This window comes from Citrobacter sp. Igbk 17 (assembly GCF_028069775.1).
GTDB lineage: Bacteria > Pseudomonadota > Gammaproteobacteria > Enterobacterales > Enterobacteriaceae > Citrobacter.
Map to the genome: position 1 here is coordinate 40,592 of NZ_JANEWI010000029.1, position 24,543 is coordinate 65,134.

A 24,543-nucleotide genomic window follows, 5' to 3' on the forward strand; every position below is an offset into this window, starting at 1 on the left:
ATTAAGGCAAATGCGAATATTGCTAATAATGATTGACATTATCAATATATTTTACAAAAGAAATGCATTAACCTAATGAAAACAATAAAGAATGTAGGGATTAAGAAGTGCCGTTTCTACCGGGAGCAGCGTAAGCTCCCGGTGATGACATTAAGACGTGGGTCGTGTTGAAAGGGTTAATCTTTAATCAGTTCAGGCCACAATCGTAACGTGGTGTGCGCGATTTGCATCAGTTTTTCGAATGTGGCTCCTTCGCGGGCGCTGATCGACATACCCTGCAAAATACAGTTCAGATATTCAGCCAACTTTTGTACATCGCAGTGTGTCGGTATTTCGCCCTTTTCTTGTCGTTGATGCAGAAACTGAGCCAGCGTCTGCTCCTGCATGGCGTGACGGGATTTAACCGTGTGCGCAATGTCCCGGGAGGAGGCGGCCAGCGTGGCGGATGTGTTAATCATAAAGCATCCCGCAGGCGTGTCTTTACTGGTGAAGCAGGTCGCTATGGCAGTGAAATAGTCCTCGAGTGCGGATTCGAGGTTTTTTTCTTCACAAAACAGTTGGGCTTCGTGTTTTGCCGCGAAGCGACTGATATAGCGGTCCAGTACGGCACGAAACAGTCCTTCCTTATTGGTAAATTCTGCATACAGCGTCGGCGCTTTTGCCCCGGTTGCTTCTACGAGATCGGCGAGCGATGTCGCTTCATATCCGTGCTGCCAGAAGAGTGTCATGGCCTTATCAAGCGCGGCTTCCCTGTCGAACACTTTTGGTCGGCCACGGCTTTTTTTTGCACAACTTGTCGTTTCAGTTGTCATGGTGCCGTTGTACCTGGTTGGGTTTATTGAATAACCATTATAAAAATAATCGTGCAGACACTCCAGTGCATTCACGATAAAAATAATTCAATGCTATTGATATGAAAAATAAGGCCTTTATGTTTTAAATAACAATCGTTATAAAAAAATGTTGACGTGTGACCTGGATCACATCTATGATTTACCTATCGATCGTTAAGTTAATCGCTTACGGCATACATTCATCTGCTAAAGGTCACTATCATGAAAAACGTAAAAACTCTTTTTGTCGCTGCTGTCCTGAGCTCACTTTCATTTGCAAGCTTTGCCGCTGTTGAAGTTCAGGCTACACCTGCAGGCCAACAGAAAGTCGGTATTATCTCTGCCAACGCCGGGACTAACTTAGGTTCTCTGGAAGATCAACTGGCACAGAAAGCCGATGAAATGGGTGCGAAGTCATTCCGTATTACTTCTGTTACCGGTCCTAACACCCTTCACGGGACTGCAGTTATCTACAAATAAGTTGTAAACCCTCGCATGCCACTGCGAATTCAATAAAAAACCCCCGCGGGAACAAACCGGCGGGGGTTTTTTTATAACCTGAATTTACAGCGTTTGTGCGGGAACATCGTGGTGGCGTGTCACGTCTACCGGCATGCCTGAGCGTAGCTCCATTGCATGCTCCATTACAGCGGCGTCTGTCTGTGCCGCATTTTTAAAGCTCTGCATTGATGAATTCAACACGATTGGCAGTAACTGCGGGTCGTCATTAATCTTTTCTGACAGCGGTTGGTGTACTTCAACCAGGCGCATACCGTTAGGTTCAACGGAGGCTTTAATCGGCGTGTTGATGATGTTCACTTTGGTTCCCGGCGTAACCTGACGGAATAAGGTTTCAATATCACCGTCACGCAGGCGAATACACCCAGAACTGACACGCATACCGATGCCAAAATCCGCGTTGGTCCCATGCAGCAAATACACACCGCCGTAAGCCGCTAAGCGGATAGCATGATGCCCCATCGGGTTATCTGGCCCGGCAGGTACTACAGCAGGGAGGTCGATACCATTGGCTTTATACCGTGCGCGGATATTCGCCGTTGGTGTCCAGGTCGGGTTGGCACGCTTATCAGAGATGGTGGTGACCATTGTTGGGGTCAGGGTGTCGCCGCCTAACTGGCCAATGCCAATGGGATACACGGTCACCGATTTTGTCCCTGGCTGGTAATAGTAAAGACGCAGTTCGGCGAGGTTAATGACAATCCCTTCGCGTGGGGCATCCGGCAGCAGAGTTTGCAATGGGATGGTTAAAACACTGCCCGGGCGAGGTACGTATGGATCGACGCCGGGGTTAGCCTGCAGCAGCGCTAAAAAGCCGACGTTGTATTTTTTCGCAATGGCTTCCAGCGATCCGCCGTTGTTTTCGACAACGTGAGTGGCATTTTCACCCACCAGTTTACTGCCTGGCGGCGGGAGCGGCCAGGTATTCGCTTTAGCCGGAAGCGCTAACGCGACGGTCGCCGCGAGCGTAAAAAGCGTTAGCCAGCGAGAGAGTTGTTTATTGTTTAACATCACCATAAATCCATTGTTTTTACGTGGTTTTTATAATGTAAAAGTAAACAGGAATTATGGCGGTTTGCTGTGTCGGGAAGTGCAGGGAAGTGCAAAGAGTTTGTAAATTCATCGGCCGGGTAAGCACCGCGCTCACCCGGCAGGAACGCTACGCTATGGCGTTTTCTTCAAGTTGACGCATAAATTGACGTACCCAGTCGATACGGGTTTTACGCTCGCTCAAATCTTGCATGAACTTCAGCCGGGTTGGGCCATCCAGACGGAAGTGTTGGGGTTGCTTTTGTAGTAAGCCAATCAGCCACACCGGGTTGACGTGGTTCTTCTCGGCAAACTCAATCGTCCCGCCTTTTTCATTGCCTTCTAGCTTTCTGATACCCAGTTTTTGCGCTTGCTGGCGCAAACGGGCAATATCCAGCAGCGTACGGGCCGGGTCAGGCAACAAACCAAAACGGTCAATCAGTTCAACTTTAATCTCTTCCAGCTCGTTTTCGCCTTTTGCACTGGCAATACGCTTGTAGAACGACAGTCGCGTATTCACATCGGGAATGTAGTCATCTGGCAGTAACGAAGGCATCCGCAGCTCGACTTCAGTTTGCTGGTTGGTGAGATCTTCGAGCGACGGTTCGCGTCCCTCTTTTAGCGCATCAACCGCATTTTCCAGCAGTTCCATGTACAGTGAGAAGCCGATGGTTTCCATCGAACCGCTCTGATCTTCACCCAAAAGTTCTCCCGCGCCGCGGATCTCGAGGTCGTGAGTGGCCAGCGCAAAACCTGCACCCAAATCTTCCAGTGAGGCAATTGCCTCAAGGCGTTTTTGTGCATCGGTGGTCATCGCTTTCGGATGCGGCGTCAACAGCCAGGCATAGGCCTGATGGTGTGAACGTCCCACGCGTCCGCGTAGCTGGTGCAATTGTGCCAACCCGAAATGGTCAGCGCGCTCGATAATAATGGTGTTAGCGGTTGGAATGTCGATCCCGGTTTCGATGATGGTGGTACACACCAGCACGTTGAAGCGCTGATGGTGGAAATCGTTCATCACACGTTCCAGCTCGCGTTCGCGCATTTGCCCGTGTCCAATCCCGATACGTGCTTCCGGTACCAGCTCTGCCAGCCTGTCAGCGGTTTTCTGGATGTTTTCCACATCGTTGAACAGATAGTAGACCTGACCGCCGCGCAGCACTTCACGCAGGATAGCCTCGCGTACCACCAGATTGTCATACTCGCGCACAAAGGTTTTGACGGCCAGACGACGCGCGGGCGGTGTGGCGATAATGGACAGATCGCGCATGCCGCTCATCGCCATATTGAGCGTACGCGGGATCGGGGTTGCGGTCAGCGTCAGAATATCAACATCGGCGCGCATCGCTTTAATACGCTCTTTGTGACGGACACCGAAGCGGTGCTCTTCATCAACAATCAGCAGACCCAAATCTTTGAGTTTCACATCGCTTTGCAGCAGTTTGTGCGTGCCGATGAGAATATCGATTTTACCTTCGGCAACCTGCTCCAGAATCTGTGCTTGCTCTTTGGCGCTACGAAAACGGGACAACATCTCAATGCGCACGGGCCAGTTGGCAAAGCGGTCACGGAAGTTGTCGAAATGCTGCTGAGCGAGCAGGGTAGTCGGCACTAAAACGGCCACCTGTTTGTGGTTCTCGACGGCGAGGAATGCGGCGCGCATCGCCACTTCGGTTTTGCCGAAGCCGACGTCACCACACACCAGACGGTCCATTGCCAGCGGTTGGCACATATCGCTGAGTACCGCGTTGATGGCCTGCGCCTGATCGGGTGTGGTTTCAAACGGGAAGCTGTCACAAAACAGCTGATACTGCTCGCGGTCGTGCTTAAAGGCAAAACCTTCTTTTGCCGCACGCTGGGCGTAAATATCCAGCAACTCCGCCGCGACGTCACGCACCTTCTCGGCGGCTTTCTGCCTGGCGCGCGACCAGGCATCTCCGCCAAGTTTATGCAGCGGGGCATTCTCTTCCGCGCCTCCGGCATAGCGGCTTATCAAATGCAACGATGACACCGGTACATACAATTTGGCGTCGTTGGCGTAGGTGAGCATCAGGTATTCGCCAGTAATGCCGCCTGCTTCCAGCGTGGTCATCCCTGCATAGCGACCCACGCCGTGCTCAAGATGCACGACGGGCTGCCCCGGATGCAGCTCAGCGAGGTTTCGGATCAATGTATCCGGGTTAATCGTGCGGCGGGAATCCTGGCGGCGGCGTGCCACGCGCTCACCAAGGAGATCGCTTTCGCAAATCAGTGCCAGGTTGCGTTTGGTATCAATGAAACCATGTTCTGCCGCACCAATCATCAGATAACGACCGCTGTCGGCGGCTTCATCAAGGCGTAAAATACGTTTTGGCGCAACTTTGATGCGAGCCAGAAGTTCGCCGAGTGCTTCACGGCGGCCTTCACTCTCTACCGAGAAAATGACCGGACCGTTAAAGGTTTCCAGAAATTTACGCAGCGCATCCAGTGGCGATTTCTGTTGCGCTTGTACGGCGATGTCCGGCAGCTTCTGGAATCCCAGATTAGTGTTTGCCGCTTTGTTTGCCAGACTTTCGGTTTTGAGCTGGACGCGAGGCCAGCGTTTAAGTTCAGAAAAAAGCTCATCAACCCGTAGCCACAGCGATTCTGGCGGCAGCAGTGGGCGCATCGGATCGACACCCCGATTCTCAAAGCGTGACAGTGTATCTGCCTGGAAACGTTCTGCGCTGGTTTCAATATCACCGGTATTCACTAACAGCGTATTGGCAGGGAAGTAGCTGAACAGCGGTGGTAGCGGTTCACTGAAAAACAGCGGTTGCCAGTATTCAATCCCGGCAGGTAACGTGCCTTTACTGACCTGCTGGTAAATATGCTCGGCGTCACGTTTAACTTCAAAGGTATCGCGCCACTGGCTGCGGAACAGCTCAATGGCTGTTTTATCGGTAGGAAATTCGTGGGCAGGCAGCAAATTAATGGCGTCGACTTCTTCCAGCGTGCGTTGTGTATCGGTGTCAAACAGACGCAGGCTGTCGATTTCGTCATCAAAGAAATCAAGGCGATAAGGCAGTTCACTGCCCATTGGAAACAAGTCCAACAACGCACCACGTGTGGCGTATTCACCGTGCTCCATAACCTGATCAACATGGCGATAACCGGCGCTGTCCAGTTGCTCACGCAGGGCATCACGCGACAGGCGCTGGCCCTTTTTCATCACCAGCGCATGACCGTGTAGATAGCTGTGCGGGCAGACGCGCTGCATCAACGTGTTGACCGGTACGATCAGCACACCGCGTTGCATCGCGGGCAGTTGATACAACGTGGAGAGCCGCGAGGAGATAATTTCCTGATGCGGGGAAAAACTGTCATAGGGCAGTGTTTCCCAGTCAGCCAGATTCATCACCATCTGGTCGGTAAACTGACGAATTTCATCATGCAGACGCAAGGCATTTTGCATGTCTGGCGCGATAAGCACCACGGGTCCCGGATGGTGTTCGGCGATTTCTGCGACCAGCGTCGCGCAGGCGGCACCGGTAAGTTCACCCAACTGGCGCAGATCGGAAGCGCCGGCTGGAAGCGTGTAACGATGTTGTTCAGGCATTCGGTTGTCAGGATCTCGTTTGGATATACGTCTGATAAGCAATGTTTCTTTATTATCCGTGATCGTTTCTCATAAGCAAATTGATTCGCCCCCGGATGGGGGCAAAAAGCGCGTAAGGTTTAGCGGGAAACGATGGAGAAAGACGGCGGTGAGAAGAGCAGGTCGGCAACGGTTTTTTGTGAAATCTTTCGAACCATTAGTCCGACCAGCGTACACAACAGTAAGCAGACGAACGGGTACATCAGTAGCAGGGCCAGCTCTGCGTTTGCGGACCAGACGGTATGATTGAGTTTGGGAAGCAGCGTTAAACTAATCAGTTCCACCAGAATTCGGTGGGTGGTGTAGATGGCGATAGTATTGGAACCTATCACGCTTAATGGACTGGATGCACTCATGCCAAAACGTTGTTCAAATTGATAAAACAACTTCATGATGAGTACGATGGAAACCAGTGAGAGTAATAGCGAAATATTTGCCCGCCAGGCGATGACAGCCACCAGTGTACTCACCGCTACGATGACTGCGTGACGGCGCAGGGGAACGTCTTTGATCCACGTCATCAGCGTTGCGCCAAACCAGGCGCCGAGACTGTACCAGGGCAAATTACGTATTACGCTGTTTAGCCCCCACCATGGGGTCGGGAAAAAGTTGATTGCCACACTCAGCAATGCAAACAGTCCCAGTAGCGGTAATGCCCAGCGGCTGAAGATCTTACACAAGACAAAATAGACAATCAGCGCATACAGATACCACAGACTGGTGCTGGCTGTGAGCATTCCCCGGGTAAAGTCTCCCAGTGAACCGGCATAGGCTGCATTGGCCGCATGGCCCAGGTCACGTTGCGGAGCCAGCCAGTTATTGAGCGTGGTCAACGCCAGCCATTGCACGATTCCCCACAGTATCAGCACCCAGGCAATACTCCAGATGCGTTTGTCTACACAGGTTGTCCACGGGATGTTTGCAATGTAGCGGCGGATCAGATAGCCCGAAATAAAGAAAAAGACTGGCATGCGAAACGGTGCCAGATACAGATTGAGGTAGATCCAGCATTTGGTTAGCACCTGTGAGAGTGGATGCTGAAAGGCGGTGAGATGGGGATAAAAGGTAATGACCGAGTGGTAAATAACTACCAGGCAGATACATAACCCTTTGATTTGATTAATCCATAACTCTTTTTTATTCATTGCAGTGGCGTATCCATAGTGTGTGAGATAGCCTGCCATCCTGCAAAACCCTTCCTTCGCTGTAATGCGTAACCGTCTGCTTTTTATTTTTTTAAGATAAAGATCAGGAACAAAGGATGAGGGAAAAGTGGAAACTTTAGCGAATTGATTTGGTTATACTTTTCAGAACAATGCTGACGAACACTTACGGTTCAGTCATTTACCCATCCCGCTTTCGCTTATATACTCGTGACTTTGCTAACAGCAACCAGACGGATTTCATGTACCAACCTGTCGCTCTATTCATTGGCCTGCGTTATATGCGTGGGCGTGCAGCAGATCGCTTCGGTCGTTTCGTTTCCTGGCTCTCTACCATTGGCATTACTCTTGGGGTAATGGCGCTGGTCACGGTATTGTCGGTGATGAACGGTTTCGAGCGCGAGCTGCAAAATAACATCCTTGGTCTGATGCCTCAGGCTATTCTCTCGGCTGAGCAAGGCTCTCTTAACCCGCAGCAGTTGCCGGAAAAAGCCGTGGTATTGAACGGCGTCAACCGTGTTGCGCCGCTAACAACGGGCGATGTGGTCCTGCAGAGTGCGCGTAGCGTGGCAGTCGGGGTGATGCTGGGCATCGACCCGGCGCAAAAAGATCCGTTAACGCCGTATCTGGTCAATGTGAAGCAAACAGATCTCGAACCGGGTAAGTATAATGTCATCCTCGGTGAGCAGCTTGCCGGACAGTTAGGTGTGAATCGCGGCGATCAAATTCGCGTGATGGTGCCTTCTGCCAGCCAGTTTACGCCAATGGGACGCTTGCCGAGCCAGCGTTTGTTTACGGTGATTGGTACCTTTGCCGCCAATAGTGAAGTCGATGGTTATCAGATGTTGACCAACATCCAGGATGCGTCACGTCTGATGCGTTATCCGGCAGGCAATATCACCGGCTGGCGTCTGTGGCTAAATGAACCGCTCAAGGTTGATACGCTGAGTCAACAAACGTTACCGCAAGGCACCAAATGGCAGGACTGGCGCGAGCGTAAAGGTGAGCTGTTCCAGGCGGTGCGAATGGAAAAAAACATGATGGGGCTGTTGCTGAGCCTGATCGTGGCGGTAGCGGCGTTTAATATTATTACCTCGCTGGGTCTGATGGTAATGGAGAAGCAAGGGGAAGTGGCGATTTTACAAACGCAGGGGCTCACGCCGCGGCAAATAATGATGGTGTTTATGGTTCAAGGGGCCAGTGCCGGGATTATCGGCGCGCTGCTGGGGGCCGTGCTGGGCACGTTGCTTGCCAGCCAACTGAACAACCTGATGCCGATTATCGGCGTGCTGCTGGACGGTGCCGCGTTGCCTGTCGCTATTGAGCCGTTGCAGGTGATCGTTATTGCACTGGTGGCAATGGCCATCGCACTGCTGTCTACGCTTTATCCTTCCTGGCGCGCTGCCGCCACTCAACCCGCTGAGGCTTTACGTTATGAATAAGATCCTGTTGCAATGCGACAACCTGTGCAAACGCTATCAGGAAGGCACGGTGCAGACTGATGTTCTGCACGATGTCAGTTTTTGCGTCGGCGAGGGTGAGATGATGGCGATTGTCGGCAGCTCAGGCTCCGGCAAAAGTACATTGCTTCATCTGCTCGGCGGGCTGGATACGCCGACTTCCGGCGACGTCATTTTTAGCGGTCAACCGATGAGCAAACTCTCGTCAGCGGCGAAAGCGGAACTGCGTAATCAGAAGCTCGGATTTATTTACCAGTTCCACCATTTGTTGCCAGACTTTACCGCGCTGGAAAACGTGGCGATGCCGCTACTGATTGGCAAGAAGAAGCCGGCTGAAATTACCGAGCGCGCACGTGACATGCTGAAAGCGGTTGGGCTGGATCACCGTGCCAGCCACCGTCCGTCCGAACTCTCAGGCGGCGAGCGTCAACGTGTTGCGATTGCCCGTGCGCTGGTGAATAACCCGCGTCTGGTGTTGGCAGATGAGCCAACAGGTAACCTTGATGCGCGTAACGCGGACAGTATTTTTGAGCTTCTGGGTGAGTTGAACCGTTCTCAGGGCACAGCATTTCTGGTTGTGACGCACGATCTGCAACTGGCGAAGCGCATGAGCCGCCAGCTTGAAATGCGCGATGGTCGCCTGACGGCCGAACTGAGCCTGATGGGAGCAGAGTAATGGCTTCGCCTTTATCGTTATTGATTGGGTTACGTTTTAGCCGTGGTCGGCGGCGCGGCGGTATGGTTTCGCTGATTTCCGTCATCTCCACCATCGGTATTGCATTAGGTGTGGCGGTATTGATTGTCGGTTTGAGCGCCATGAACGGTTTTGAGCGCGAGCTGAACAACCGTATTCTGGCGGTTGTGCCGCACGGTGAGATAGAAGCGGTGAACCAGCCGTGGAATAACTGGCAGGAAGCGCTGGTCAACGTGCAGAAGGTACCGGGTATTGTCGCTGCAGCGCCGTATATCAATTTCACCGGGCTGGTGGAGAGTGGGGCGAACTTGCGTGCCGTACAGGTAAAAGGCGTGGATCCGAAGCAGGAGCAACGTTTAAGTGCGCTACCGTCATTTGTGCAAAACCATGCCTGGGATAATTTCAAAGCGGGTGAGCAGCAGGTCATTATTGGTAAGGGGATTGCTGACGCGCTGAAGGTGAAGCAGGGGGATTGGGTGTCGATTATGATCCCCAATGCCAGCGCCGATCACAAGCTACAGCAGCCTAAACGTGTGCGTTTGCACGTTACCGGTATTCTGCAACTGAGCGGTCAGCTCGATCACAGCTTCGCCATGATCCCAATGGAAGACGCGCAGCAGTATCTGGATATGGGCTCCAGCGTTTCCGGGATTGCCCTGAAGGTCAACGATGTCTTTAACGCCAATAAGTTGGTCAGAGACGCCGGTGAAGTGACCAACAACTATGTCTACATTAAGAGCTGGATCGGTACTTACGGCTATATGTATCGCGATATCCAGATGATTCGCGCCATTATGTATCTGGCCATGGTGTTGGTGATTGGCGTTGCCTGTTTCAATATCGTTTCAACGTTAGTGATGGCGGTAAAAGACAAGAGCGGTGATATTGCGGTATTAAGAACGCTGGGGGCGAAAGACGGGTTGATCCGCGCTATCTTCGTCTGGTATGGACTGCTGGCGGGTCTGTTCGGTAGTCTGATAGGTGTGGTTATTGGTGTTGTTGTTTCTCTGCAGCTCACACCGATCATCAATGGTATTGAGGCGCTTATCGGCCATCAGTTCCTTTCGGGCGATATTTATTTTATTGACTTCCTGCCATCTGAATTGCACTGGCTGGATGTGATTTACGTGTTGGTGACAGCATTGTTGCTGAGTCTTTTGGCAAGTTGGTATCCGGCGCGTCGCGCCAGCAATATTGACCCTGCGAGAGTACTTAGCGGCCAATAACAACAAGATATACACTAAGGCATTCATGCTGTCTCAAGGCGGCAAGCCCGAAAATCACCAGACGCATAAACAACGATGTGACGGGGTGTGAGGGTGCAGCCAACGCAGAGGCAGCCTGAAGGAAGACGTGTATCAAGGAGCGGTGATGTATTACGGGTTTGACATTGGCGGAACAAAAATTGCGTTAGGCGTCTTCGATAATCACCGTCGGTTGCAGTGGGAGAAACGTGTCCCTACGCCACGCGACAGCTATGACGCTTTCCTTGATGCGGTGTGCGCTCTGGTGACAGAGGCGGACCAGCGCTTTGGCGTTAAGGGGTCAGTAGGGATTGGTATTCCGGGCATGCCCGAGACCGAAGACGGCACGCTGTATGCGGCTAACGTTCCTGCCGCCAGTGGCAAACCGCTGCGGGCCGATCTCAGCGCACGACTGGATCGCGATGTGCGTCTGGATAATGATGCCAACTGTTTTGCACTCTCCGAAGCCTGGGACGATGAGTTCACCCAGTATCCGTTAGTCATGGGCTTAATCCTCGGCACTGGTGTCGGTGGTGGCCTGGTGCTTAACGGAAAGTCTATCACTGGACGTAGCTATATTACCGGCGAGTTCGGCCATATCCGTTTGCCTGTTGATGCGTTGACGTTGATGGGATTTGATTTCCCACTGCGTCGTTGCGGATGTGGTCAACTGGGGTGCATCGAAAGCTATCTTTCCGGTGGCGGATTTGCATGGTTGTACCAGCATTACTACCATCAACCTCTGGATGCCCGTGAAATTATCGCCCTCTGGGAGCAAGGCGATGAGCATGCGCGTGCGCATGTAGAGCGTTATCTGGATTTGCTGGCCGTTTGCCTGGGGAATATCCTGACTATCGTCGATCCAGATTTAGTGGTGATTGGCGGTGGCTTGTCGAACTTTACCGCTATTACGACGCAACTGGCGGATCGACTGCCACGTCATTTGCTGCCCGTTGCCCGTGTGCCGCGTATTGAGCAGGCACGACACGGTGATGCGGGTGGGATGCGCGGAGCCGCTTTCCTACATCTTACCGATTAATACAAAGAGGTTGTTATGCTGTCGCGTCGGGGTCATCGATTAAGCCGTTTTCGTAAAAATAAACGCCATTTGCGCGATCGCCTGCGTCAACGGATCTTTTTCAGAGACAGAGTGGTGCCTGAACTGGTGGAAAAACCAAGGGTGTTAGTCCTGACTGGTGCGGGGATTTCTGCTGAATCAGGGATTCGTACCTTCCGTGCTGCGGATGGTCTTTGGGAAGAACACCGGGTTGAGGATGTGGCAACGCCGGAAGGATTTAGCCGTAATCCTGGATTGGTTCAGTCATTTTATAACGCCCGTCGTCACCAGTTGCAGCAGCCCGAAATTCAGCCAAACGCGGCGCATATTGCGTTGGCAAAACTCGAAGCCGAGCTGGGTGATCGCTTTCTACTGGTAACGCAAAATATCGATAATCTGCACGAACGTGCGGGTAGCCAGAACGTTATCCATATGCACGGCGAGCTCCTTAAGGTTCGCTGTTCGCAAAGCGGGCAGATTTTAGACTGGACAGGGGACGTCACGCCGGAAGACAAATGCCATTGCTGCCAGTTCCCAGCGCCACTGCGACCGCACGTTGTCTGGTTTGGTGAAATGCCTCTGGGGATGGATGAAATTTATATGGCACTGGCGATGGCAGATGTTTTCATTGCCATTGGCACGTCAGGACATGTTTATCCGGCCGCGGGGTTTGTCCACGAAGCGCGTTTGCATGGGGCGCATACGGTGGAGTTAAATCTTGAGCCAAGCCAGGTGGGTAGCGAGTTTGAAGAGAAGTATTACGGCCCGGCAAGCCAGGTGGTGCCTGAGTTTGTTGAGAAGTTATTAAAAGGGCTGTGAGCACGGATGGCGTAGGCCCGATAAGCATCGCGCCATCGGGCAGTGATGATACGCCGGATGTGACGCTGGTGCGTCTTATCCGGCCTACGAGGAGGGCAATTAGCGTCCTGCTTTCAGCTTCTGATAATACTCTTCATAGATGGCGCTGGCGGAACCAACATCGTTCTGCCATTCTCCTTTGTTGATGGTCTCCGCATCCGGGTAGAGCGTTTTATCGTTCGCCACTTCCGGGCTTAACAGCTTACGTGCCGCCAGGTTTGGCGTTGGGTAACCAATGGTTTCCGCGACTTCTTTCGCAACATCCGGGCGCAGCAGGAAGTTAATTAGCTTCAGCGCACCTTCTTTGTTTTTGGCATTTGCTGGAATAGACAGACTATCCATCCAGAAAATACCCCCTTCTTTCGGCCAGACGACTTCCAGCGGTGTACCTGCCTGACGCGCCACGAATGCAGAACCGTTCCACACCATCCCCAGATTAACTTCGCCTTCCATATACGGATTAGCCGGGTTATCGGAGTTGAAGGCTGCAACGTTAGGCATTAGCTTCTTGAGCTCGTTATACGCGGCTTCAATCTCTTTCGGGTCGGTGGTATTCCCGGAGTATCCCAGCTTGCGCAGCGCCATCTGGAATACTTCGCGGGCATCATCCGTTAACAGCAGGCTGCCTTTGTATTCCGGTTTCCACAGGTCAGCCCAGCTGGTCACGGTTTTGGGATCAATGGCATCACTGTTAATACCAATGGCTGTCGCACCCCAGATATACGGGATTGAGTAGTCGTTGTTCGGGTCAAACGGCTTATTGAGCATTTCCGGATCGAGGTTGTGGAAGTTGGTTAACTTCGACTTATCGATCTTTTGGATCATGCCTTCCTTGCGCATTTTGTCGACGTAATAGGTGGAAGGCACCACCAGATCGTACGCACCGTCTTTGTAGGTTTTGAGCTTGGCGTACATGGTCTCATTCGACTCGTAGGTCGAATAGATGACCTTGATCCCGGTCTCTTTAGTGAACTGTTCCAGTAGCCCAGGCGGAACGTACTCGGTCCAGTTATAGAAATACAGCGTGTTGTTATCATCAGCGTGAGCGGCGCTCATGCCCAGTGCCAGAGCACCCGCCGCGAGCAGGTGGCGTGACCATTTTTTCATTTAACGTCCCCTGAATGAAGGGCCTCAACGGCCCTTGGTTTTATCACGTGCAATAAGCTGGCTGGCGATCACCATAACCAGCGACAGAACCAACAAAATGGTTGCCAGTGCGTTCACTTCTGGTGATACGCCGACTTTAACCATTGAGTAGATTTTTAATGGCAAAATTTCATAGCCGGGTCCGGTGACGAAGGACGAAACCACGACATCATCCATCGACAGCGTAAAGCTCAGCAACCAACCCGCAGCTACTGCAGGCATGGCCAGTGGCAGAATGATTTTGCGCAGAATAGTCACTTCGCTGGCACCCAGGTCTTTTGCTGCCTCAAGCATACGTACGTCGAAGCCTTTCAAACGTGAGTAGACTGTCACCACCACAAAAGGCAGGCAGAAGGTAATATGCGAAAACAGCAACGACCAGAAGCCCAACTGAATACCAATCAGCATGAACAGCACCAGCAGCGAAATCGCCATCACGATATCCGGCGACATCATCACCACAAACAACATGCCGCTGACAAATGGCTTGCCACGAAAACGGTAACGATACAGAGCGACCGCAGTCAGTGAACCGATCAGTGTGGCAAAGGTCGCGGAGAGCACGGCCATCGTCAGTGAGTGCTGTGCCGCCTGCAGCAAACTGTCGTTGTTCATCAGCAGGCCGTACCATTTGGTGGTAAAGCCTTGCCAGTTAATGCCAAAGCGCGAGCTGTTAAAGGAGTTCACAATCAAAATGATGATTGGAATGTACAGGTACGCGTAGATAGCGGTCATAAAACCGCCGCGAAGCAGTCGACCGATCATTCGAGTTCTACCTTCTTGTTCAGCAAGCGGGAAGCGCGCCAGTAGATCAGCAGCATCAGCCCCATGACGATGGTCAGGGTAATACTGGTGGCGGCCCCAAACGGCCAGTCGCGGATGTTCAGGAACTGCACTTTAATCACATTACCAATCAGCAGGTTTTTCGCGCCGCCCATCAGGTCGGATACGTAAAACAGGCCCATGGCTGGCAGCATAACCAGTAAACATCCGGCAATAATTCCCGGCATTGTCAGCGGGATAATAATGCGGGTGAAGGTCTGAAGTTTGCTGGCGCCCAGATCGCGCGCAGCTTCGAGTAACGGTTTATCCAGTTTCTCAATGCTGGAGTAGAGCGGCATCACCATAAATGGCAGCAGGATATACACCAGGCCAATAATGACCGCGCTGGGGGTAAACATAATGCGAATGGGCGTATCAATCACGCCGAGCCAGAGTAGAAACTCGTTGAGATAGCCTTTGGTACTGAGGAAAATTTTGAGTCCGTAGATGCGAATAAGCGAGTTGGTCCAGAACGGAACAATCAGGAGGAAGAGCAGCAGTGGACGCACTTTCTCCGGCAGCTTTACCAAAAACCAGGCAAACGGATAGCCGAGTACCAGGCAGGCGAGTGTGGCAATCAGCGCCATATTGAGGGAGTGAACCAGCACCTCAAAATAGAGCGGATCGAGCAGGCGAGCATAGTTTTCCAGCGTAAAGACCATTTTGACGAAATTAGCGTCGTCACGGGTCAAAAAGCTGGTGCCGATGATCATCAGGTTGGGCAGAAAGACAAACAACACAAGCCAACCGACAATGGTGACGATCACCACACTCTGGAATTTACTTGTGTTCTTCATCAGCCAGTACGACCTCCCAGCTTTCTACCCAGTTAATCGCCATTTTCTGGTCGAGCGAGTGGTCGAAGTCAGGATCGTCTTCGTTGAAGAATTCGCTGACCATTACCATCTTGCCATTTTCCAGTTCAACAACTGACTCCAGCGTCATGCCTTTATAGTTACGTTCACGCACGTAACCGATAAGTCCTTCAATATGATTATCGTCGTTGATCTCGTCAACACGCAGATCTTCCGGACGCAACAGTACGTGTAGCTTCTGTCCGGGGACTACCGCGAAGTTCACGTAAATATTACACTCGCGACCTTCAACGTTAGCACGGACACGCTGTTCGTCCAGACGTTCAATGACCGTCGCGTTAAACATATTGATTTCACCGATGAACCCGGCGACGAACAGATTCTTCGGTTCTTCGTAGATTTCTCGCGGTGTGCCATCCTGCTCAATTTTGCCATCACGCATGACCACAATACGGTCTGACATTGTCAGTGCTTCTTCCTGATCGTGGGTGACAAAAACAAAAGTGATACCGAGTTTACGCTGTAACGCTTTCAGTTCGTTCTGCATCTGCTTACGCAGTTTATAGTCCAGCGCAGAGAGAGATTCATCCAGCAGAAGCAAACGCGGTTTATTGACCACCGCACGGGCAATCGCCACGCGCTGCTGTTGGCCACCGGAGAGTTGATGCGGTTTTCGCTGAGCGAACTCTTCCAGTTGCACCATGCGCAGGGCTTCGGTGACGCGCGGAGGAATATCGGCTGCGGGGGTTTTTTGCATGCGTAAACCAAAGGCCACATTTTCAAACACGGTCATGTGGGGGAATAGGGCATAACTTTGGAATACGGTATTCACGTAGCGGTTTTCCGCAGGAACGTGAGTGATGTCCTGGTTGTCCAGCATAATATGACCGGAATCAACCGTTTCCAGACCGGCAATCAGGCGAAGAACGGTTGTTTTACCGCAGCCAGAGGGGCCAAGTAGCGTGAGAAATTCGCCATTATTGATGGTCAAATCCAGGTTGGAAATCACCTCTTTGCCATCGAAACTCTTGCGAATTCCCGCTAGTTGCACCAGTGGAGAAAGCGAACGCGGTTGTTTATTCAATTTTTTACTCTGTCCCATGTAAACGCAACGGATGGCTGACCGATGCGGGGTTTGTGGTTAACCACCTTGATGACTCTTAATGAGGGCCGTTATTCTACGGCAAAGCGTTGTAATCGCCAATCCTTGTTGCGAATTACTGACTTAGCTTTATATTCAGAAGGATGTCATGGCGAAATATTCTCACTTGCGGGGATAAAAGTGACCTGACGCAATATTTGTCTTTTGTTGCTTATTGATAATGTTGTCACAAAAAGTGAGGGTGACTGCATGGATAAACTACTTGAGCGTTTTTTACACTACGTGTCGCTGGACACCCAATCAAAATCGGGCGTGCGGCAGGTACCCAGCACTGAAGGACAGTGGAAGTTATTGCAGTTGCTTAAGCAGCAACTCGAAGAGATGGGGCTGGTCAATATTACCTTGAGCGACAAGGGGACGTTGATGGCAACGTTGCCCGCAAACGTTGCCGGTAATATTCCCGCTATCGGTTTTATTTCCCATGTGGATACCTCACCGGATTTCAGTGGCAAAAACGTCAATCCGCAAATCGTTGAAAATTACCGTGGCGGCGATATTGCGCTCGGTATTGGCGATGAGGTTCTGTCGCCGGTAATGTTCCCGGTGCTGCATCAACTTCTGGGTCAGACGTTGATCACCACAGACGGCAAAACGCTGCTGGGTGCGGATGATAAAGCCGGTATTGCGGAAATTATGACCGCACTGGCCGTGTTGATACAAAAAGATATTCCACACGGTGATATCCGCGTGGCCTTTACGCCAGATGAAGAGGTCGGTAAAGGCGCGAAACATTTCGACGTTGCAGCATTTGACGCGAAGTGGGCCTATACCGTCGACGGTGGCGGTGTGGGCGAACTGGAGTTTGAAAACTTCAACGCAGCGTCGGTCAATATCAAGATCGTCGGTAACAATGTGCATCCGGGTACGGCAAAAGGGGTGATGGTGAACGCACTGTCGCTGGCGGCTCGCATCCATGCCGAAGTTCCTGCCGATGAAAGCCCGGAAGCGACGGAAGGCTATGAAGGTTTTTACCATCTGGCAAGCATGAAAGGTACGGTTGATCGGGCTGATATGCACTACATTATCCGCGATTTTGACCGTAAGCAGTTTGAAGCGCGTAAACGCAAAATCATGGATATCGCCAAAAAGGTCGGTAAAGGGTTACATCCGGACTGCTATATCGAGCTGGTGATTGAAGACAGCTATTACAATATGCGCGAGAAAGTGATCGAGCATCCGCATGTGCTGGATATCGCCCAGCAGGCAATGCGTGATTGTGACATCGAGCCGGATCTTAAACCCATTCGTGGTGGCACCGACGGCGCGCAACTGTCGTTCATGGGATTACCTTGCCCGAATCTGTTCACCGGTGGCTATAACTATCATGGTAAGCATGAGTTTGTGACACTGGAAGGCATGGAAAAAGCCGTACAGGTGATTGTGCGTATTGCGGAATTGACGGCGAAACAGTAGCCGCTTTTGTCGGTGGATGCCGGATGGCGCTTCGCTTATCCGGCCTACGGGATACGATATTTGTAGGCCGGATAAGCGAAGCGCCATCCGGCGCACTCTCAATAGTTTATCCTTCGAAGAACCAGTATCCGCTATTCACCAGTGCGGCAAGCATTGCGAGGAAAGACGGATCTTCCAGCGCATCCTCAAAGTTTTCCGCTGTCAGCGCAATATGGCTGGCGAGTGCGTCCAACGCCGGACGGTGCGGTGAGTCAATTTTCTCACCATTTACATAAACGTCATCGCCAATGCGCAGTACGCGCAACCCACCCAGACGGACCAGGACATCGCCTTGTTTCAGGGCATCATAGATTTCATCAGGCTGATAAGGCGGCTCAGGCGGAGCAACGTCCAGTTCATGACGCGACTGAGAGATAAACTCGCCAAACCACTGTTTAAAATGCTCCGGCTGGTTAATGAGCCCCAGCATCATTTCGCGCAGCTTGTCCATTTCCTGTGGCAGCACGTCTGCCGGATGGTCGCGCGGTGGCAGATCGGGATCGCTGTAGTACGTGCTACCCAGTTCGCGTTGCAGAACGTAATCAGCAAATCCGCTGATCAGCTCCCGGGTATTCGGTGCGCGGAAACCGACCGAGTAGTTCATCGCGTTTTCCAATGCGTAGCCTTCGTGCGGGAATCCAGGTGGAATATACAGAATATCGCCCGGCTCCAGTTCTTCATCAATGATGGCTTCAAACGGATCGACCTGGAGCAGGTCTGGGTGCGGACAATGCTGCTTCAACTGCAGTTTTTCACCCACACGCCAGCGACGGCGACCGGTTCCCTGGATGATGAACACATCATATTGATCCAGATGCGGGCCAACGCCGCCGCCGGGTACAGAAAATGAGATCATCAAATCGTCAATGCGCCAGTCCGGCAATTCACGGAATGGACGCATCAGCGCTGCGGTAGGTTCGTGCCAGTGGTTTACGGCCTGGACCAGCAGTGACCAGTTGTTTTCACCAAGATGGTCATAGCTCTCGAAAGGACCGTGGCTAACCTGCCATTTGCCATCCTGGTGGCTGACCAACCGGCTGTCGACTTCGCTTTCCATTGCCAGCCCAGCCAGTTCGTCAGGGGAGAGTGGATCAATAAAGTTATTAAAGCCGCGTTTTAAGACCACCGGGCGTTTTTGCCAGTGACGTTCAAGAAAATCGGGCCAGTTAAGAGTGAGTTGGTATTCCATAATGAGCATCCCGCAGGCTGGTATCTGCAACCGATTATAACGGATACTTAACCGCAAGCGTGAAGTCAGTACATATTTATTACATGTAAAGATTACTCGTCTTTTTGTCCAGGATGTTGGCGGCCGAAAATAACTTCCATGCGCGCTCCGCCCAGCAGACTGTCGCCAGCGATAATCTGCCCGTCATATTGCTCGGTGATCTCACGTGCGACGGCCAGGCCCACACCTTGCCCGGGGCGTAAGGTATCCACGCGCTGACCACGGTCGAACACCACTTCACGTTTACTGCGTGGAATACCGGGACCGTCATCCTCTACCACAATGTGCAGATGATCTTCCGTTAATTGCGCTGAGATCTCGACAAACTCCAGACAATATTTACAGGCGTTATCCAGGACGTTGCCCAGTACTTCGACGAAATCGTTCTGTTCGCCCACAAAGCTTGTCTCAGGCGAAATATCGAGATTAATGTTAACCCCTTTACGCTGGTACACCTTGTTTAATGCAGAGGTCAGTTTATCCAGCAACGGTGCAACCGGATGCAATTCCCGGCTGAGAAGGGCGCTACTACCGCGCATGCTGGCACGATGCAGATAATAGCCAATTTGCTGAGAAATACGGCTGATTTGCTCCAGCATGACGGGTTCAGCATCGCTCACGCTCATTTTCTCATTACGCATCGAACGTAGTGTGCTTTGCAACACGGCCAACGGTGTTTTCAGGCTGTGGGTGAGATCCGTTAACGTGGTGCGGTATTTATCGTAGCGCTCACGTTCGCTCTTTAATAAGCGGTTGAGGTTGCGCACCAGACTAGTGAGTTCACGCGTGGTGGCAGGATTAAGCATCTCGCGATGATGCTCTTCAAGCTCACGGACTTCGCGCGCCAGTGATTCGATTGGTCTCAGACTCCACCAGGCTGCGACCCACAGCAGCGGGATAACCAACAGCAAATTGGCAACCAGCACATAAATAAACCAGCTCCAGACCATATATGAGCGTTTGAGCTCAATAGGAATGGTATCAACAACCACAATGGTCAGTTGTGGCATTCTGGCGGTGGCAGGGTAGATGTTCACTGCCACGGAGTGGGTCATTTCTGCGTTATCGTCATCTTCTCTGACTTCTCTTAGCTTCTGTTGCGCCGAATGATCTTCGCGTAGCAATGTGCTGGTGGCGTCGACATTGGCTTCAATCTCATGAAAACCATTTGTCTTTAGCCAGTCTGGTTGAATACGTTGTACCAGCCAGGGAACGTCGCGTTGGGCCCAGAGCAGTTTGCCGTTTTCATTATAAATCAGCGACATTGTGGGGCTTTGCATATCGAGATTTTCAGGTAGCTCGACATTGATTTTGCCGTTTTCCCATTTGGCCAGTGTATAGAACAGATTACTTTCGCCACGCAGCAGACGAAATGTTGTTTTATCAAAGCTGACGCTGTAGCCAACCAAAGCCACCATGCCGTAAGCCAGCGAGAGGACCAGTACAACGCCTGCGGTTGCCAGCAAAAAGCGCACCCGCAGTGATAACGGGAAAAAATGACGCAGTAATTTATTCATCAGCGCAGTTCAAAAAGATAACCCTGTCCACGTACCGTGGTGATCACATCGTCCGGATACTGCGCCTGAATTTTTTTGCGCAGACGTCCCATTAAGACATCAATGGTGTGACTTTCTCGCAGTTCAGCATCCGGGTAGAGTTGTAACATAAGCGAATCTTTACTAACGACTTTGCCGCTATTACGGATCAGCGTTTCCATAATGGTGTATTCGAACGCCGTGAGTTTGATCACCTCATCGTTCACGGACAGTTCGCGACGAGAAAGATCCACCTGAAATGGCGGCAGCGAGATAATCTGCGAGGCCAGACCACTATTGCGACGCATCAGTGCCTGCATTCTTGCAGCCACTTCTTCAATGTGAAACGGTTTTGTGACGTAATCGTCTGCACCGGCGCTGAGCACTTCCACTTTGTCCTGCCAGCCTTCACGGGCGGTTAATACCAGAATGGGCAATGAAACATCATTGCTGCGCCAGCGGCGGATCAGCGACAGTCCGTCTTCATCGGGGAGCCCTAAATCGACGATCGCAATATCCGGCAGGTGTTCATTAAGAAAATAGTCTGCTTCCTTTGCATCTTCTGCATCATCCACCTGATGGCCTAAGTCCTGTAGCTGAACCTTAAGGTGGTGGCGTAATAATGCATTATCCTCAACAACCAGCACGCGCATCATTGTTTCTCCCTAAATTCATGGTACGAATAGTTTAACGCTGATTATGTATATTGTAAGCAGCGCTATGAAATTAAATAACTTTTTTCATGCTCCCTCGCCCGTGGGGGCGTCCTGGGGGCAGTGCTGTTGGCATCTGATTGTTCAGCATGTTGACCTGATCCTGGTTCATGTCGCCAATCCACTTGGAGTAAACCTCGTACACCATTCGCGCATCTTCATGTCCCATCTGACTCGCTATGAATGACGGGTTCGCTCCGGCCATCAACGTCCAGCAGGCATAGGTATGCCGTGACTGATAAGGATTCCTTTCGCGGATATTGGCAAGTTTAGTACCTCGCTTCCAGCCATAGGCAATCGAGTTCTTGGAGAAGTAACTGCCTTTTTTTGACGAATATGCTGTCGGTGAAAAAACGAAGCGAAGAGATTGCTGCTCAGTTTTTCCGATCTCCCGATGGTGAAATCGAATTTCTTGCTTCGGATTAGCGCCGGTGACTTCGTTTTGTTCCTTCAGTGCATCCAGAGCAGGTTTTAGCAACGTTATCGTCCTTATTCCGGCATCTGTCTTAGGGGGTACAAATACTCGCTTATTCGTCAAACTTCTGGATACGTGGATTTCACCTTTTACCAAATCAATGTCTTCCCATGCCAGGGCGCATATCTCGCCCGGCCTCATCCCCGTATGTACGGCAACAATGATGATTAATGCCTGGCTACGGGGAAGGGCGGCTATCAGTGCATGGTACTCATGAAGTAAAAGTGGGTCGGGATCATTTTTAGATAACTTGAGTCGCGACACTCCTTCATAAGGAGCATGCAATATAAACTGGCTTCGGTTTGCGAGCTTAAGCATTTCTGATAAAACTGCCATCTGTTTATTGACTGTTGAGGGCGCGCGGCCCTGCCTGGCCAGATTCGGCATTGCCGGGTTAATAATTGTCCCGGTCAATAACTCCTTTCGGTAATGCAAAATATCGGCATGCTCAATATCTACCAGACGGGTATTTTCTCCGATTACACGCAGTAACGTATTTACGACCGAAGTAAGCGATAGCAGGGTTGCACCAGATACCTCTAACGCTTTGGTGTCTGTAAAAAAATCACTCAGTTCTTTAAACGTGGTGATTTTTTTTGTTGTGATGAACTTCTTAAGCGCTTTGGATTCCGGGAAACGTTCCGCATAGTCGAACTTACCGAGCTGTATTTCACTTGTTATGAGCGCACGAAGATTTCCAGCTTTTTTGATGTTGCTGCTGTTCACCGTCCAGCCCCGAAGGACTTCGCGGCAACGTTTGCCGCGATAGGTAAATGTGATCCGTATTTTTCCATTATGCAGCTCGACGCCGGTTGGAAAGTCCATCATGCTTCCTGTACTAATTGGTTAATCTTTGGATAGTTGTACCAAAGCAGACCTTTAGAATTGTCAGTTTCCCCGAGAGCTGTCAGATGTTTGAAATGCACGCCTTCGATCCACAAATTCAACCGATAACTTTTAATTTGTCTCTCGGTTAGCCCCGTTCTTTCACTAAGACGAGTTTCAACTATCCACTCTTCATTAAAAATTAGCTGCGCCATGCTTACCTCACAGGCAGCAAGCCGAGTATAAACAGGCCTGCCGCCTTACACTGATAATTCAATATCAACTCACCTGTCCAGGCAGCGCGCGCAACCGGCGCATACCTGTCATTGCTGTGGCCACGTAGCTCGCCTTACGGTTCACCACTTCCACCCAGACCTTCACACCTTCAACTCTCACCGTGTACGTTTCCTTCATCTTGCTGCGCCCGTAGTCACCGTAACGTTCGTGATGAGTGGCCAGCGCGATATCGCATGCCTGACGTGCTAACGGGGATTGCTGATTGCCTCGGTTAATCAGTCGCATGGTCGTCTCCTTCGATACGCTCAAACTCAATAACCCAGACCCATGGGTTAGCTTTCCAGGACTCTTCGCCATAGATTGAGTCCCACAGCTCACGGAATGCTAAACCGGCCTCCATTGGGCCAGATGCTGCAATAACGCCTTCGGCCCGGGCATCGTCCTGGCTCATGCTCCGTATACGCTCCACTCGAACGCTGGTAATCTCCAGAAGAAGGCGGGATGCCCAGCGTGGCATGTGGATTGATGGCCGCCAGCAGCAATGCAGATTATCGTCAGCATCGAAAAACTCTGGTGCAGGCTTGCCATCAGCCTTGTAAACGCAGAACCGTGCCTTCTCAAATGGTGCAGAGTCTTTGCAATAGGCATCCATCTGATCGAAGTCGAATAACGGGCCCTGAAAAGTCTCGCGTACCCAGATGCGATCACCCGGTTTACCAAACGGACTGTTCAAATAGTTCCCAGAAGACAGCTCCCCGGCGAGTTCGTTGCCGGATAATTCACAGCCAAGATTACGATCCTTGAATGGGAACTTAACCGGGCGGCGCGTTTGCGTCTTCCTGCTGTCGAGAATGGCGCGAACCATTTCACTGTTAAAAATCATTCCGCGTTCAGTCATTCCAGGCCTCCAGTTCGTTCAGAATTTCCTCGTCGATTTCCTCATTGGTGGCATCTTCGTTCAGGTAATCCAACGCCTCTTTGAGATACTTTTCAGAACGACCTCTATACCAGGCTGCAAAGTCTGGAGACCAACCACTGTCATCACCAACTTCAGTAAAGTAATCAAGCATCGCATTGTTGTAAGCCAGACTGTCCACCATGCTATCAGCGGTAGTCAGGGCACATTCCCGGATGTAACTGCGAAGGTGATACTTGCGCCAGTACGGGCTATCTTTCGAGTCGCAACGACCTTTAAATTCGACGGTCCAGCGACGGATGCAACGTGCATTTAATGATTTGCTCATCTCGTTACCGGGAGGGCGAACCCTCCCGCCTCCCTTAGCCCACGTATTCCGGTTTCATATCCGCCAGGGTGATGCTGAACTGATCGTGCAGTTCGTCGCCCATGTGACGCTTATTGGCTACCAGCACTCGCTCAACTTCGGCGAATCGTTCAGCTGCATCCGGTTCGTCCGGAGACGGCAGGGAGTTGATCGCGGCCTCAACCTTGTTACGTGAATCAACCAGGTAATAGCGTTTCACTGCCTTATTCTTCAGCTCGGTGAACAGGGCAGATCCGAGTGTGGCCTTCGCGCTTTCGATATCAGCGCGCAGTGCTTTTGCACTATCAACATCCTGTGCAGCATCGATGCGTTCGCGGAAATCATCAGCCAGTGAATCGATATTTACCGATGATTCCTGTGCGCTCTGAGTGGTTGTG

At 51.5% G+C, this 24,543-nt stretch carries 23 protein-coding genes and 1 pseudogene; 7 read left to right on the top strand and 17 right to left on the bottom strand.

The genetic code is table 11. The features are described 5' to 3' along the window. Positions 1 to 176: 176 nt before the first annotated feature. Positions 177 to 812: a TetR family copper-responsive transcriptional repressor ComR gene (gene comR, locus NNO08_RS16605; RefSeq protein ID WP_202038893.1), complete on the bottom strand. Its 636-nt coding sequence runs from the start codon at positions 810 to 812 to the stop codon at positions 177 to 179. A gap of 243 nt (positions 813 to 1,055) precedes the next feature. Here comR and bhsA point away from each other — a divergent pair, with 243 nt between their 5' ends. Then, the gene (gene bhsA, locus NNO08_RS16610) at positions 1,056 to 1,313 is read left to right on the top strand and encodes a multiple stress resistance protein BhsA (RefSeq protein ID WP_040231961.1); all 258 of its coding nucleotides are present in this window, start codon (positions 1,056 to 1,058) and stop codon (positions 1,311 to 1,313) included. An 84-nt stretch (positions 1,314 to 1,397) separates the two neighbouring features. On the opposite strand, the gene ldtC is transcribed toward bhsA, so the two are convergent. The 3 genes from ldtC to NNO08_RS16625 form a co-directional block, all read right to left on the bottom strand. Further along, on the bottom strand, positions 1,398 to 2,363 hold the full coding sequence (gene ldtC, locus NNO08_RS16615; protein ID WP_271440877.1) for a L,D-transpeptidase LdtC: 966 nt from the start codon (positions 2,361 to 2,363) through the stop codon (positions 1,398 to 1,400). Between the two features lie 148 nt (positions 2,364 to 2,511). Continuing rightward, positions 2,512 to 5,958 carry a transcription-repair coupling factor gene (mfd, locus tag NNO08_RS16620; protein ID WP_271457130.1) on the bottom strand — a complete coding sequence of 1,149 codons (3,447 nt, stop codon included), beginning with the start codon at positions 5,956 to 5,958 and terminating at the stop codon, positions 2,512 to 2,514. A gap of 119 nt (positions 5,959 to 6,077) precedes the next feature. Beyond that, on the bottom strand, positions 6,078 to 7,142 hold the full coding sequence (locus tag NNO08_RS16625) for an acyltransferase family protein (protein WP_271457134.1): 1,065 nt from the start codon (positions 7,140 to 7,142) through the stop codon (positions 6,078 to 6,080). A 260-nt stretch (positions 7,143 to 7,402) separates the two neighbouring features. Between NNO08_RS16625 and lolC the strand changes: the two genes are divergently transcribed. From lolC to cobB, 5 genes are all read left to right on the top strand, one after another. Beyond that, positions 7,403 to 8,602 (top strand): lipoprotein-releasing ABC transporter permease subunit LolC, encoded by a 1,200-nt coding sequence (gene lolC, locus NNO08_RS16630; RefSeq protein ID WP_271457131.1) that lies wholly within the window; start codon positions 7,403 to 7,405, stop codon positions 8,600 to 8,602. Next, positions 8,595 to 9,296, top strand: a complete 702-nt coding sequence (gene lolD / locus NNO08_RS16635; protein ID WP_003832278.1) for a lipoprotein-releasing ABC transporter ATP-binding protein LolD — start codon at positions 8,595 to 8,597, stop codon at positions 9,294 to 9,296. Before lolC ends, lolD begins: the two co-directional genes overlap by 8 nt. After that, complete coding sequence (gene lolE, locus NNO08_RS16640; RefSeq protein WP_271457132.1) at positions 9,296 to 10,540, top strand: lipoprotein-releasing ABC transporter permease subunit LolE; 1,245 nt, start codon at positions 9,296 to 9,298, stop codon at positions 10,538 to 10,540. The genes lolD and lolE overlap by 1 nt, the downstream gene beginning before the upstream one ends. Before the next feature lie 145 nt (positions 10,541 to 10,685). Continuing rightward, positions 10,686 to 11,597, top strand: a complete 912-nt coding sequence (nagK, locus tag NNO08_RS16645) for an N-acetylglucosamine kinase (protein WP_137382946.1) — start codon at positions 10,686 to 10,688, stop codon at positions 11,595 to 11,597. Positions 11,598 to 11,612: 15 nt separating this feature from the next. Then, complete coding sequence (cobB, locus tag NNO08_RS16650; protein WP_040231971.1) at positions 11,613 to 12,434, top strand: Sir2 family NAD+-dependent deacetylase; 822 nt, start codon at positions 11,613 to 11,615, stop codon at positions 12,432 to 12,434. Positions 12,435 to 12,533: 99 nt separating this feature from the next. On the opposite strand, the gene potD is transcribed toward cobB, so the two are convergent. The 4 genes from potD to potA are packed head-to-tail and all read right to left on the bottom strand — an operon-like array spanning position 12,534 to position 16,358. Then, on the bottom strand, positions 12,534 to 13,580 hold the full coding sequence (potD, locus tag NNO08_RS16655; RefSeq protein ID WP_005121082.1) for a spermidine/putrescine ABC transporter substrate-binding protein PotD: 1,047 nt from the start codon (positions 13,578 to 13,580) through the stop codon (positions 12,534 to 12,536). A 24-nt stretch (positions 13,581 to 13,604) separates the two neighbouring features. Beyond that, positions 13,605 to 14,384, bottom strand: a complete 780-nt coding sequence (gene potC, locus NNO08_RS16660) for a spermidine/putrescine ABC transporter permease PotC (protein ID WP_003030794.1) — start codon at positions 14,382 to 14,384, stop codon at positions 13,605 to 13,607. After that, a complete protein-coding gene (potB, locus tag NNO08_RS16665) occupies positions 14,381 to 15,238 on the bottom strand; it encodes a spermidine/putrescine ABC transporter permease PotB (protein ID WP_137382944.1) in 858 nt (285 codons plus the stop codon). Before potB ends, potC begins: the two co-directional genes overlap by 4 nt. Continuing rightward, on the bottom strand, positions 15,222 to 16,358 hold the full coding sequence (gene potA / locus NNO08_RS16670; RefSeq protein ID WP_202038886.1) for a spermidine/putrescine ABC transporter ATP-binding protein PotA: 1,137 nt from the start codon (positions 16,356 to 16,358) through the stop codon (positions 15,222 to 15,224). Before potA ends, potB begins: the two co-directional genes overlap by 17 nt. A 249-nt stretch (positions 16,359 to 16,607) precedes the next feature. On the opposite strand from potA, the gene pepT reads away from it, so the two are divergent. Further along, entirely contained in the window at positions 16,608 to 17,831 is a 1,224-nt protein-coding gene (pepT, locus tag NNO08_RS16675) for a peptidase T (RefSeq protein ID WP_137382942.1), read from the top strand. A gap of 106 nt (positions 17,832 to 17,937) precedes the next feature. Here the strand turns inward: pepT and roxA are convergent, their stop codons facing one another. The 9 genes and pseudogenes from roxA to NNO08_RS16720 all read right to left on the bottom strand — a co-directional run. Further along, positions 17,938 to 19,059 (bottom strand): [50S ribosomal protein L16]-arginine 3-hydroxylase, encoded by a 1,122-nt coding sequence (roxA, locus tag NNO08_RS16680; RefSeq protein WP_271454600.1) that lies wholly within the window; start codon positions 19,057 to 19,059, stop codon positions 17,938 to 17,940. Positions 19,060 to 19,151: 92 nt separating this feature from the next. Next, positions 19,152 to 20,615, bottom strand: coding sequence for a two-component system sensor histidine kinase PhoQ (gene phoQ, locus NNO08_RS16685; protein ID WP_271440871.1), 1,464 nt, complete (start codon positions 20,613 to 20,615; stop codon positions 19,152 to 19,154). Beyond that, entirely contained in the window at positions 20,615 to 21,286 is a 672-nt protein-coding gene (gene phoP / locus NNO08_RS16690; protein WP_137382962.1) for a two-component system response regulator PhoP, read from the bottom strand. The genes phoQ and phoP overlap by 1 nt, the downstream gene beginning before the upstream one ends. Positions 21,287 to 21,359: 73 nt before the next feature. Continuing rightward, positions 21,360 to 22,646: a site-specific integrase gene (locus NNO08_RS16695; RefSeq protein WP_271440896.1), complete on the bottom strand. Its 1,287-nt coding sequence runs from the start codon at positions 22,644 to 22,646 to the stop codon at positions 21,360 to 21,362. Continuing rightward, entirely contained in the window at positions 22,646 to 22,861 is a 216-nt protein-coding gene (gene xisR, locus NNO08_RS16700) for an excisionase family protein (RefSeq protein WP_040231984.1), read from the bottom strand. Before xisR ends, NNO08_RS16695 begins: the two co-directional genes overlap by 1 nt. Before the next feature lie 64 nt (positions 22,862 to 22,925). Then, on the bottom strand, positions 22,926 to 23,168 hold the full coding sequence (locus NNO08_RS16705; RefSeq protein WP_005121071.1) for a DUF4060 family protein: 243 nt from the start codon (positions 23,166 to 23,168) through the stop codon (positions 22,926 to 22,928). Then, the gene (locus NNO08_RS16710; RefSeq protein ID WP_271440870.1) at positions 23,155 to 23,781 is read right to left on the bottom strand and encodes a morphogenetic protein; all 627 of its coding nucleotides are present in this window, start codon (positions 23,779 to 23,781) and stop codon (positions 23,155 to 23,157) included. The genes NNO08_RS16705 and NNO08_RS16710 overlap by 14 nt, the downstream gene beginning before the upstream one ends. Beyond that, a complete protein-coding gene (locus NNO08_RS16715) occupies positions 23,774 to 24,127 on the bottom strand; it encodes a hypothetical protein (RefSeq protein ID WP_271440869.1) in 354 nt (117 codons plus the stop codon). Before NNO08_RS16715 ends, NNO08_RS16710 begins: the two co-directional genes overlap by 8 nt. 34 nt (positions 24,128 to 24,161) lie before the next feature. Then, positions 24,162 to 24,543 (bottom strand): annotated as a pseudogene (locus NNO08_RS16720) (enterohemolysin); the annotation flags it as partial.